Source organism: Desulfatibacillum aliphaticivorans DSM 15576, from assembly GCF_000429905.1.
In the GTDB taxonomy this organism is placed as follows: Bacteria; Desulfobacterota; Desulfobacteria; order Desulfobacterales; family Desulfatibacillaceae; genus Desulfatibacillum; species Desulfatibacillum aliphaticivorans.
The window spans coordinates 125,336-137,778 of sequence record NZ_AUCT01000012.1 but is presented as its reverse complement, the minus strand read 5'-3'; the positions used below and the strand labels follow the sequence as shown (position 1 = coordinate 137,778).

8 protein-coding genes are annotated in these 12,443 nt (G+C 56.1%); 6 read left to right on the top strand and 2 right to left on the bottom strand.

What is annotated here, in order from left to right; translation table 11 throughout:
- The first annotated feature begins 7 nt into the window (after positions 1 to 7).
- From G491_RS0113500 to G491_RS0113475, 6 genes are all read left to right on the top strand, one after another.
- A complete protein-coding gene (locus tag G491_RS0113500; protein WP_028314974.1) occupies positions 8 to 6,979 on the top strand; it encodes a beta-ketoacyl synthase N-terminal-like domain-containing protein in 6,972 nt (2,323 codons plus the stop codon).
- A gap of 23 nt (positions 6,980 to 7,002) precedes the next feature.
- Complete coding sequence (locus G491_RS0113495) at positions 7,003 to 8,616, top strand: PfaD family polyunsaturated fatty acid/polyketide biosynthesis protein (protein WP_028314973.1); 1,614 nt, start codon at positions 7,003 to 7,005, stop codon at positions 8,614 to 8,616.
- A gap of 29 nt (positions 8,617 to 8,645) precedes the next feature.
- Positions 8,646 to 9,410, top strand: a complete 765-nt coding sequence (locus G491_RS0113490) for a 4'-phosphopantetheinyl transferase family protein (RefSeq protein WP_028314972.1) — start codon at positions 8,646 to 8,648, stop codon at positions 9,408 to 9,410.
- Between the two features lie 330 nt (positions 9,411 to 9,740).
- A complete protein-coding gene (locus G491_RS0113485; protein WP_028314971.1) occupies positions 9,741 to 10,343 on the top strand; it encodes a hypothetical protein in 603 nt (200 codons plus the stop codon).
- A 50-nt stretch (positions 10,344 to 10,393) separates the two neighbouring features.
- Entirely contained in the window at positions 10,394 to 11,221 is an 828-nt protein-coding gene (locus tag G491_RS0113480; RefSeq protein WP_136360568.1) for a hypothetical protein, read from the top strand.
- The gene (locus tag G491_RS0113475; protein WP_012610191.1) at positions 11,208 to 11,618 is read left to right on the top strand and encodes a PqqD family protein; all 411 of its coding nucleotides are present in this window, start codon (positions 11,208 to 11,210) and stop codon (positions 11,616 to 11,618) included. Before G491_RS0113480 ends, G491_RS0113475 begins: the two co-directional genes overlap by 14 nt.
- On the opposite strand, the gene G491_RS0113470 is transcribed toward G491_RS0113475, so the two are convergent.
- On the bottom strand, positions 11,611 to 11,946 hold the full coding sequence (locus G491_RS0113470) for an STAS domain-containing protein (protein WP_012610190.1): 336 nt from the start codon (positions 11,944 to 11,946) through the stop codon (positions 11,611 to 11,613). The two genes, G491_RS0113475 and G491_RS0113470, sit on opposite strands and share 8 nt — an antisense overlap.
- Positions 11,947 to 11,960: 14 nt before the next feature.
- Positions 11,961 to 12,416, bottom strand: a complete 456-nt coding sequence (locus tag G491_RS30780) for an ATP-binding protein (RefSeq protein WP_012610189.1) — start codon at positions 12,414 to 12,416, stop codon at positions 11,961 to 11,963.
- Positions 12,417 to 12,443 lie beyond the last annotated feature (27 nt).

Below are 12,443 nucleotides of genomic sequence, written 5' to 3'. Positions count from 1 at the left end.
AAAATCCATGAAAAAAATCGCCATTGTAGGCATGTCATGCCTGTTTCCCGGGGCTTCGACCCCCGGGGAGTATTGGGACAACCTCATCGCCTTAAAGGACTGCCGCACCCTTGCAATGGAAGAACGCATGGGCGTGGATCCCATGGACTATTTTTCCCCGGAAAAAGGGGCGGCAGATCGCTTTTATTGCGCCAGGGGCGGATACATAACGGATTTTTCGCCCGACTTGCATGCGCTTGATATTCCGGGCGTCGACCTGAAAACCCTGGACCCTCTGCACCAGTGGTCCTTGTACGTCGCCATGGAAGCCCTGAAGGACGCCGGCTGCTTTCCTGACGGCATTCCCGGCCGGACCGGCTTGATTTTGGGCAACCTGTCCTTTCCCACCCAGGCCTCCAACGCCTTGTTCATCCCCATGATGGAGCAGGCCGTGGAATTCGCCCTGAAAAAGGCGGGCGCAGGCGACAGTGTTTCTTTTCCCCCATGGCCGGGAAAAAAAGATCCGGCCTGGGAAAACGGAGCAATATCCGGCTGGCCCGCCTATTTGACCGCTACGGCGTTCAACCTGAACGGCCCCCGCTTGGCTTTGGACGCCGCATGCTCGTCCTCCCTGTACAGCGTAAGGCTGGCCTGCGACTATCTGAACTCCGGCCGGGCGGACATGATGCTGGCCGGCGCAGTCAGCGCGGCGGACCCCTTTTTCGTGAACATGGGCTTTTCCATTTTTCAGGCGTACCCCCATAACAAGGAAAGCCTGCCTCTGGACAGAAAATCCGGCGGCCTGGTTGCCGGCGAGGGCTCCGGGATGTTCGTGCTCAAACGCCTGGACGACGCACTTCGGGACGGCGACCGCATCCACGGCGTGATTTGCGGCGCAGGGCTATCCAATGACGGCAGGGGCGCCTCAGTCTTAAGCCCCAACCCTAAAGGCCAGGCCATGGCCTTTGAACGGGCTTATGAGGACGCCGGAGTCAGTCCCTCCCAGGTGGGATTTGTGGAATGCCACGCCACGGGCACGCCTCTGGGCGACGGCATCGAGCTGGACTCCATGGAGGCCTTTTTCAGCCAGCACAAAGCCAAACCCTACATTGGATCGGTCAAGGCGGGCTTGGGGCATTTGCTCACTGCAGCGGGCATGGCAGGGATGATCAAGGTTATTTTATCGCTGCAAAACGGCGCCATCCCCGGAACCGTTGGCCTGGAAGCCCCTGCGGATTCCAAGAACAAGTATTTTTCGGGCAAAATTCCCGCCGCCTCCATCCTATGGCCTGAGCAGGAAAAACAGAAATTGGGCGCCGTGAGCGCTTTTGGATTCGGCGGCGCCAACGCCCACATGATTTTCGAGCCTGCGCCGGAAAAAGGAGGTCCGGCGGAAGACGATTCCGCAACGGAATCCCCTTTTCCGGAACTGGCGGTCATCGGCATGGACGCCCATTTCGGCTCTTGCTCCAGCCTGGACGAGTTCCTGCGGGCCAATTACGAGGGCGAGCAGCAGTTCATCCCCTTGCCTCCAAAGCGCTGGAAAGGCCTGGAAAAAAATCCCGCCCTTTTGAAGCAATACGGCTTTGAGGACGGCAAAGCGCCTAAAGGGGCCTACATCCGGGACTTTGACCTGGACTTTTTACGATTTAAAATTCCGCCCAACCCGGACGACCAGTTAATCCCTCAGCAAATGCTGGCCATGAAGGTTGCGGACAAAGCCATTCAACGGGCCGGGCTTAAACAGGGGCAAAACACGGCCGTCCTGGTAGCCATGGGGGCTGAGCCGGAACTGCATCGCTACCGGGGACGGGTAAACCAGGACACGCGGCTGCCCCAGGCCCTGGGTAAAGAAGCCGCGCCCGAGGTTGGCAAGTTGACAAGTCTTTGCAAGAACGCGGTCTGCAACGCCGCCAAGGTCAACCAGTACACCAGCTTCATCGGTAATATCATGGCCGCCCGCATCGCCTCGTTGTGGGATTTTAACGGCCCGGCCTTTACGATTTCCAGCGAGGAGAATTCCGTGTTCAAGGCCGTTGAAATTGCGGCCATGCTTCTGGAAAAAGGCGAGGTGGATGCCGTGGTTGTGGGCGCCGTGGATCTTTCCGGCAGCCCGGAAAATGTGTTGTGGAGAAATTTGAAGCATCCAACTCAAAAAGGCCGGGCGACTCTTTCATTCGACAAAGGAAACACCGGCTGGCTGATAGGGGAGGGCGCGGGCGCCATTGTTCTAAAAAAAGCGAACGACGCTCGGAAAAATTTCGACCCTATCCATTGCGTGATCCGCTCCCTGGCTTTGGAGCAGGGGGCGGACGCCCTGGCTGTGGAGGCCGCCGCCAAAAGAGCGGTCCGGGAAGCTGGAGTATCCTTTGCAGACATAGGCTGTTTGGAAGCCTGCGCCAGCGGCATGCCGGAATATGACGAAGCGGAAAAAACGGGTCTGCTCGCGGCTTACGGCGGCGGAGAAGCGCCTTCCTGCGCTTTGGGCTCCGCCAAGGCCTTGTTCGGCCATTCCTTTGCCGCTTCACAAATGGCGTCTATCATCCGGGCCGCCCTGTGTGCGGAGCACGGATTTTTACCCCGGACTCCGGGCTGGTCCGCGCCGAAAAATTCAGAATCCTGGGAGAATTGCCGTTTTTTTGTCCCGGAAAGATCCCAGCCCTGGTTCGCTCAGCAGGAAAAGCAGGAGCGGATCGCGGCTGTCAGCGGCCTTGGCTTGGACGGCTGCGCCGGACACATGATTCTGGCCGGAGAGGGGCAAAAGGAGTCCTCCGCTCTCTGGAACTTTGGCGGGCCTTTCATCATTCCCCTGGCCGGGGACGACCGGCGCGCTTTGGAAAGCCGGCTGGACGAGTTAATGCAGGATTTGGAGGCTGGAAAAAGTCCGGCTGAATGCTCCCGCAAATTTTTTTACAGGCTGAAGCCCGGCAAATACTCCCTGGCTTTGATCGGCGCGGACCTCAGGGAATTGCAAAACGAAATTGACGCCGCACGCCAAGGCATGGCCAAGGCCTTTCAAACCGGCCGGGACTGGTTTTCCGTCCGGGGCAGCGCATTCTCCCCCAATCCCATGGGCGACAAAGGCAAGGTCGCCTTTGTGTATCCCGGCGGATTCAGCTCCTACCCCCAAATGGGCCGGGATTTTTTTCAGCTCTTCCCGGCATGCGCCAAAACCTGCATGGCGCCCGGAAACGACCTGGGCGACCTCTGGCGGGACGGGCTTTTGTATCCCCGGGGCATGACTTTCACCCCGCCGGGCAAGCAGGTTTGGGCCTTGGAAAAAAGCGCCATCGCCATGTTTGAAAGTGGAATTCTTTTTGCCATCGCCCGCACCGACGCCGTGCGTAAATGCCTTGGGATTACGCCGCACATGGCTTTCGGGTACAGTATGGGCGAGATTTCCATGCTGTACAGCTTGGGCGTATGGGGAAGAACCGACGCCATGAGCCGTCAGTTACGGAAGTCGGCTGTTTTCCAAACGCGCCTGGCCGGCCCCATGGACACGGTCCGCAAGGCCTGGGGCATGCCCCCGCAAGAGGAGGATAGGGAGAAAATCTGGCATTGCTTTGCTTTGAAAACCGACCCTAAATCCCTGCGCGAGGTCATGGCCTCGGAAAAAACCGGCGGCCGCAAGCAGCGGGTTTTCCACACCTTTACCAACACCCCGGGCGAGGTCGTGATCGCCGGTGAGGAAGCGGCCTGCATGCGGGTCATCCAAAACGCAGGCTGCGAATACTTTGAAGTCCCCATGGGCGACGCCATCCATTGCGATATCGTGCGTGCGGACTATAACGAGATGGTCTCCCTGCACAGCCTGGAGACCGCCCCTGTCCGGGACGTGGAATTCCTGACCACCGTGGGGTGCAGCCCTCTTGAGTTGGATCAGGACGCCATCGCCCGCAATATTGCCGAAATGTATTGCTCCCAAGTGGACTTCGCCTCCCTGGTCAACAAAGCCTACGACCTGGGCGCGCGGGTGTTCATAGAATTGGGGCCGCGGGAAAACTGCACTCAATACATTGCCGAAACCTTGGGCGAACGCGAACACCTGGCCGTGGCAACGGACCGTAAAGGCGCCGGATGCCGCACCTCCATGCTTCGGGCTCTTGCGCGTTTGTTCTCCCACCAGATTCCCATGGACCTGGAGTGCGTCATTCCCAGACCGGAAAAATCGCCAGACGGCCCGCAGTTGATCAAGACCGTGACTTTGGGCGGGGAGAGCATAGAAGAGGCCATCATTCCCGAAGCCAGAAAATTGTTCAGCCAGGTAAAAGAAGAAACACCCGAGGTTAAGCCTGAAAAGCCGGTTACTCCCGTTGTGGAAAAAATTCCGTACGCCGAACCCGCGCCGGAACCTCTGGCGGCCCAGACAGCCGCCGCGCCCTCCCATCCCTTGATGATGCAGGCGTATAGGGAAAATCAGACGCTTGTCACGGAAGGGCACAAATCCTTTTTGCGCAACAGGGCCAGGGCGTTAAGGCAGATGGAGCAGCTTATCGCCATGCAGGCCGGACTCATGGAAAAGGAAGTGAACCCGGAGCCGTTGGCGGGGCCATTGCCTGAATTCTCTCCAGTCCCCCCAATCGATATCCCAACTGCTCCCGCTTCGGTTGTCCCAAAGTCCGCGGCCAAATCGGCCATATGGGATCGGCAAGACCTGGAAACCTTTGCTAAAGGGGATATCGCCCAAGTTTTCGGGCCGGAATACGGTATTATCGACTCCTACAAACGCCGGGTGCGGCTGCCCATGGACCCGTATTTGCTGGTCTCCCGCGTCACCAAGCTACAAGGAGAGCGGGGCGAGTTCAAGCCAAGCGCCATGACCACGGAGTTTGACATTGAAAAGGACGCCTGGTTCTTGATCGACGGCCAGATTCCCTGGGCGGTTTCCGTGGAGTCCGGTCAGTGCGATCTTTTGCTTATCAGCTACCTGGGGATTGACTTTGAATGTAAAGGCGAGCGGGTGTACCGCCTTTTGGATTGCACCCTCACATTCATGGAGGATCTGGCCAAAGAAGGGGAAACCCTCCGGTACGACATATCCATCAATTCCTTCGCCCGGAACGGCGGCAACCTGCTTTTCTTTTTCAGCTACGAATGCTTTGTGGACGACCGACTGGTCCTGACCATGGACGGCGGGTGCGCGGGATTTTTCTCCGACGAGGAACTGGCCGCAGGCAAGGGCATCATCCGCACCCAAGCCGAGCAGGAAGAGAGGAATAAGATTATTCCGACCAAGTTTGCGCCTTTTCTTGATTGCGATCGCCGCTCCTTTTCCAAGGAGGACTTGCTGCATATCATCGAAGGCCGCCCGGCCGCGTGCTTTGGCCCGGATTACGACCAGCAGGGCGCCAATCCCTCCCTGAAATTCGCCGCCCAGCAAATGCTCATGGTGGATCGGGTGGAATCCGTGGATCCGCAATGCGGCCCCTGGGGCCTGGGCAAGGTTATCGCCCACAAGGATCTACGTCCGGACCATTGGTACTTTCCGTGCCATTTCAAGGACGACGAGGTCATGGCCGGGTCCCTCATGGCCGAGGGATGCGTGCAGTTGCTGCAGTTTTTCACCCTGTTTTTGGGCTTGCAGACAAAAACCCGGGACGCCCGGTTCCAGCCCATCATCGGCCTGCCTCAAAAGGTGCGATGCCGGGGCCAGGTGACGCCCGAAGACTCCCTTTTAACCTACCGCATGGAGGTGAAGGAGATCGGCCTGGCGCCCGAGCCTTACGCCGTGGCCGACGTGGACATTCTTTTGGGCGACAAGGTGGTGGTGGATTTTAAGGATCTGGGCGTCCGCCTGTCCGAAAAAGACCCCTCGGCTGTGATTGAAGTAGAGCAGGAAACCCCGGCGCCAAAACCTTTGTTTGACAACAGCGACTTGCAGGAATTCGCCGTCGGCGACATTGCAAAATGCTTTGGCCCGGCCTTTGATATTTATAAGGATCGCCAGCCGCCGCGAACCCCCAACGGCGATTTGCAGTTGATTTCCCGGGTTCTGGAGGTGGAAGGAACGCCGGGGGACTTTCGCAATTCGGCCAGCGTGGTTTCCGAGTATGACGTTCCCAAGGACGCCTGGTTTTGCGCGCAGAACAACTGGCCCGCAATCATGCCGTATTCCATGTTTATGGAGATCGCCCTGCAGCCTTGCGGATTTATTTCCACCTACATGCAGACGACGCTGCTCATCCCGGAGAAGGATCTTTTTTTTCGCAACCTGGACGGGGAAGGAACGCTGACCAGCCTGCCCGATCTTCGGGGCCGCACCATAACGAATCGATCCCGATTGACAACCACGGCCAAGGCGGGCGGCTCCATCATTCAGAAGTTCGAGTTTAATCTTTTGGCGGAAGGGGAGGCGTTTTACCAGGGAACTGCGGCGTTCGGCTATTTCACCAAAGAAGCCCTGGCCGATCAGATCGGCCTGGACGGCGGCGCGAACAACCATCCTCTGCACGCCCGGGAATGGCTGAAGGACGACGCCCCAACCATCAAGGTTGATTTACAAAACGGAGTTCCGGCCGAGTTCGCCGTTTCCCCATCCAAGCCGCACTATGGGTTGTCGGGAAAACAATTGCAGTTTTTGGACAGAGTCCTTATGGTGGAGAACTCTGGCCGATTCGGCAAGGGCTATATCTATGCGGACAAAAAGGTGAACCCCGCGGACTGGTTTTACCCTTGCCACTTTCATAACGATCCGGTTATGCCCGGATCGTTAGGCGTGGAAGCCATGCTGCAGGCTTTGCAGGTTTTCGCCGTTCAGCAAGGCCTGGGCTGGGAATTCGCCAGTCCGTATTTCACCCAGATGACGGACTCCATCGTCTGGAAGTATCGCGGCCAGATCATCCCGTCCAATGAGCGCATGACCCTGGAACTGCACGTGAAGAGCGTGGAGCAAGGGCCCGGCGCTATTGTGATCAAGGCGGACGGCAATTTGTGGAAGGATAATATTCGGATTTACGAAGTCTCGGACGCGGGTTTTTGCATTCGGGATGCAGGATAAAAAAATAATTGGAGAGATTTTTTATGAACCAGGACGCCGTAGGATTTTCGCCCAAGGGGCGGGTTTTTGATTTTGGCTGGAGCGCACCCGAGGAACAGGTTGTATACGACGAGGCGGGAGTTAAAGCGCTGCTTGAGGATTTGTCGCAAAACCTGCTGGTGGTGGACAATAACGGCCGCATAGGCCTGACCTCTGCGGAGCCCATCCGCCAGCCCGGCGCGGGCCCCAAAGTCATTGCCATGACGCCGGCGCTGCCCGTCCAAAGCCTGGGCAATCCCGAATTCGGCAAGACCTACGGCACGGACTATCCGTATTATGCAGGCGCCATGGCCAATGGAATCGCTTCTGTGGAAATGGTGACGGCCTTGGGCAAGGCGGGCTTTTTGGGCTCTTTCGGCGCGGGCGGTCTGATTCCTTCGGCGGTGGAGGAGGCCATCCTGGCCATCCAGAAAAATCTTCCCAACGGCCCTTATCTTTTCAATTTTATCCATAGCCCCCACGAACCGGCCGTGGAGCAGGCCGTGGCCGAGCTTTACATCAAATACGGCGTGAAAGCCGTGGAAGCGGCGGCGTTCATGGCCCTGACTCCCAGCATTGTACAATACCGGATCGCGGGCTTAAGCCGGGACGCCCAAGGCAATATTGTCATCGGAAACCGGATTATCGCCAAGGTTTCCCGCAAGGAAGTCGCCAGCCGTTTTATGGAGCCTGCGCCGGAAAGGGTTTTGAAAAAGCTGATTTCCGGAGGAGTGATTACCGAGGATCAGGCTGACATGGCCCGTCAGGTTCCCATGGCTGACGACATCACCGTGGAGGCGGACTCCGGCGGGCATACGGACAATCGGGCTCTGGTGACCATCCTGCCGTCCATTTTAAGCCTGCGGGACGAAATCCAGGCCAAACGCAATTATCCGGTTGCCGTGCGCGTGGGCGCCGGGGGGGGGATGGGATCGCCCCAGGCGGTTTTAGCGGCTTTTGTCATGGGAGCGGAATATATAGTGACCGGCTCCGTGAATCAGGCCTGTGTGGAATCCGGGGCCTCGGACCATGTAAAGGGACTTTTGGCCAAGGCTGATATGGCGGATACTGTGATGGCGCCTTCGGCTGATATGTTTGAGTTAGGAGTTAAGGTGCAGGTGTTAAAACGCGGTTCCCTTTTTGCAGTGAGGGCTGCGAAACTGCACGACATTTACAGCAGGTGCGAATCCATAGAAAGCATTCCGCCTGACGAGCGGGAAAAGCTGGAAAATCAGATTTTTAAAAAAAATCTGGACGAAATATGGGCTGATACCATAGACTTTTTTTCCCAGAGGGATCCCGGTTTGGTCGCCAAGGCCGAGGCGGATCCCAAAAAGAAGATGGCGCTGATATTTCGCTGGTATCTGGGCTTGTCATCCCGTTGGGCCAATAAGGGGGAACCTGGACGGGAGATGGACTACCAGATATGGTGCGGTTCGTGCATCGGAGCATTTAACGCCTGGGTGAAAGGGACCGGCATGGAAGCTCCGGAGAACCGTCAGGCGGCGCATGTCGCCCGGCATCTAATGAACGGCGCTGCTTATCTGCACCGGGTTGATCAGCTTAAGCTGCAGGGAGTGCTTATTTCTCCCCAATTAGCCGCATACAAGCCTGATTGACGTTTCGTTTGTAGGAGGAGAAAAGTTTTGTGGAAAACCTGCCCCAATTAAATTTGGAGCCCGGGCAGGTCCATGTATGGTTTACCTGTCCCGAAGACATACAGGATCCGGATCTCCTGGCTTCATATCATTCTCTCCTTACGGAAGAGGAGAAAGAAAAGCAGGCCCGCTATATCATGCCCTGGCACAGGCATACCAGCCTGGTGTCCAGAGCCTTGGTCCGTTGCGTGCTTTCCCGCTACGCCGCCGTGAAACCCCATGAGTGGCGGTTTGACAAAAACAACCACGGCAAACCGAGGTTGGCGGAGGAATGCCTGCTTCTTCCTTTACAGTTCAACCTGGCCCATACTCACGGCATGGCTGCCTGCGCTGTAACCCTAAACGGGTCCGTGGGCGTGGATGTGGAACGATGGGACAGGCAGCGGGATTTTGACCGCTTTGCCGCCCGTTATTTTTCTCCGTATGAAGCAAACCTGCTGAAAGAAGTCCCGGAATACGCCAAACGCCGCCTTTTTTTCAATATCTGGACATTAAAAGAGTCTTACATCAAAGCCCGGGGCGTGGGCTTGTCCATGGGCCTGGACCTTTTTTCCTTTGAAGCCGCCGAAAGCGGCCACCCCCGCATCGTCCTGGATCCTCTCCTGGAGGACGATCCCCAAGCCTGGGCCTTCCGGCTGCTCACTCCCACAGAGCATCACGTGGCGGCCTTGGCGGTCGAGCGGCAGCCGGATTCCGCATGCAAGGTGCAATCCCGGTTTATCATCCCTTTGATCCATGAAGAAGTCATGGCGTGAAAGCAGATCCAGCCCGCGGCGACGCGGAATGAATCGCCATGGGAGAGGCCCGCCTTTATTCTGCTTAGGCGTCGCTGTATTCCAGCCTTTCGCCGTATTTGTCGGGCGCCCAGGATTTGTAAAAGTCCGTTCATGCCAATGGCGACAGATCATTGAAATTACAGCGCTATGGAAGGAGAGTGAGCAGGAGGCGCCGAGGCGCTCATGCCTCAAAAGCCGTTCGTAAATGAATTGGAACAGGTTTTGCTTCAGGAAATCTTGATTGGCGGCTGTATGTTTGATATATCATTAAGCAACCTTCAACCAGTAAGTGAGTCAGGACGGAAAATCATGAAAAAATATCCTTTGTTGGTTTTGATCAGCTTGTTTTTCTTGTTGGCTCCTGTAAGCCATGCCAAAGCCCCCCACGAATTGGGCGGTTTGGTTTTGGGGGAGAATATATCCAGCCGCCAGGAGCTGGTAATCCCTGGGACGGCTATGGCGGTGTATGAAAAAGGGCTTTGTGAAGAGGTTCAAATTGTTCCGCCTAAGGGATTCAAAAGCGGCAACGTGCAATACGGCATGTGCGCCGACCACGGCCGCATTGTGCGCATAGAATTCAAATATGCGGACGACTCCAAGAAATTTTTCGACTCCTTGCTGAACAACTGCAAGAAGAAATTCGGCGCTCCCAATGAATACAAAGGGGATTCCTTTCAGGTTTTCATAGCCTGGAAGTGGATCTTTTTTGACGAAAACAACAATCGCATTACGTTGAAAATTCAGCATAACACCAGGGACGAAGAACAGAGGATCGGAAACGTCATCAAGATGACCATGACCAATCTGGTGGATGAGGAAAGGGCTTGTTGGCGCAAGAAATATAAGCCCGAGTCCAAGGGGCCGGGTTCTGCAACGGAAGTCCCTGACTGGTCCACGCTGCTGCCCCGTTGACGGCCGTGGAGGACGTTCCGAAAAACTGGTCCCGGATCTCCTGGAACCACGTGAGTTTTATTTGCCCCCAGTCCTGGCAGCCTCTGGAAGTGGGGCAAAGGTATTTGGTGTTGGAGGATAAGGACGGTCCTGTCATGGAGGTGAAATGGGGGCCTGTCAAAGGGCGGTTTTCCCACAAGACCCAGTTGAAAAAACTGGCTTCCATACATCAGAGAAAACTTGCCAAAACCCTGGAGCCCTGCGAGCTTCCGCCCAAATGGGCCAAAAGCGTGAAGGGGTTCGACGCCAGCGCTTTTTCCTGGCACGGGGACGACGCAGGCGCCAAGGGCCTGCTTCTTTATTGTCCGGATTGCCGCAACGCCTCCATCCTGCAGTTTTTCAAGGAAGGGGCCGCTCCATCCCGGGTTTTGGAGAGCTTCAGGGATCATTCGGAAAGCGGATTCGGCGCATGGTCCCTGTTTGACATTTACGCGGAGACGCCCGATCAATTCCAATTGACTTCCCATTCCTTCCTGCCAGGCAAGTTCAGCCTGTCATTTTCGTCGGATTCCGCAAAACTGCATTTATACCGGTACAGCCCGGCTTCCGTTCTGCTGGCCAATGGCGGCCTGGAAGGGTTTGCCAGGTCCGTTTTTTCCGACCTGCCGGGAGAGCCTGCCTTCAGCAAACATATGGGATGGGAAGCGGTGGAGTTTGAAAAGCTCCCGGGAAAGGGTTTGAAAGGCGTGTTGGACAAGCTGAAGATAAGGGGCGCCTGGGCCCGGTACAGGCTATGGCATTTGGAAAAGGAAAACCGCATCCTGGCGGTGGTTATGGAAGGGCGGAAAGCGGAACCGGATTTATTTGACCAGATCTGCGCACATTATGAAATCACATAGGAAAAAAGGCCGGGCCGGCGCCTCGGACAAAAAACAGGAAACCGCTCTCATTTCAAGGGAAGAGGCCTTGGCGGTTGTTCCCATGAAAAATCGCGACGTGGTGGAAACGCGTTTGGAGTCGGGGGATGTGGTTTTGGAGTATCCGGTTACTGTCAGGCCGTTTATCGCCGGAATCATGAAAAGAATAGGGCGCAAAGCCCCGCCGGTCCAAATAAAGAGGATTCAACTGGACGCCCTGGGCACGGCGACCTGGGACATGATCGACGGCGAAAAAAGCGTCGGCCGCCTGATTAAGGCCTTTGCCGGGCAATACCGTCTTCATCCCAAAGAGGCTGAAACCTCCGTAACCCAGTTCATCCGGGAGTTGGGCAAGCGGGGCCTCATAGGCCTTAGTTGAATTTCGCCGTTGCGTCTTCCATGGTGGCGACAATGGGCAAAAACTGGTCAAATCCGGCAATCTCAAAAACTTCCCGAACATAATCCTGGAGGCAGCAAAGGACCAGGTTCCCATTGGACGGTTTGAGCTTGACAGACGCCAGGTTCAGCACCCGCAGGCCGGCGCTGGAAATATAATCCAGGCCCGAAAAATCCACAATGATCTTGCTGGTTCCGCCTTCAATGATCGCCACCACCTTTTCTTCAAAAGCGGGGGATGTGTTGGAGTCCAGGCTGCCATTGAGTTTGAAAACAGCTATGTCGTTGCTTTTTTCTTCAATGATATCCATGTTATCCTCTTTTCTTACGCGGTGTTTGCACCCGTATTGGATTCCTTGTCGTTATCTACAAGAGTCTTTTTGATAGTCAGGATGTTCTTGCCGTTTTCACGGCGATAATTCAGGTCGCAGCACCATTTGGTCAGAAAAACGCCCAAGCCTCCGGGAGCCCGGCAGGACAGGGGCTTTGACAAGTCCGGTTCTTCCGCATTGATGGGGTCAAAGGCCCTTCCGTCGTCCTCCACCTGAATGGTGATGTAAGGAGGCGTAAAGGAAAGGGTCATGTTGATGTCATGCTCCTTGTCATCTTCAAACCCGTAGTGGACGATGTTCACAAAGACCTCTTCCAAAGCCAGCTTAAGTTGAAAAAGAGCCTTTCGGGAGCCCCCCTTGGATGCGAGAAACTCCTCGATCTTTTCGTGCAGTTTTTCGAGTTCGGCCAGTTTATTTTTTAATGAGACCTTGATTTCGCCGACTGTCATTAGCTGGACCTTTGTTCGCGATAAAGG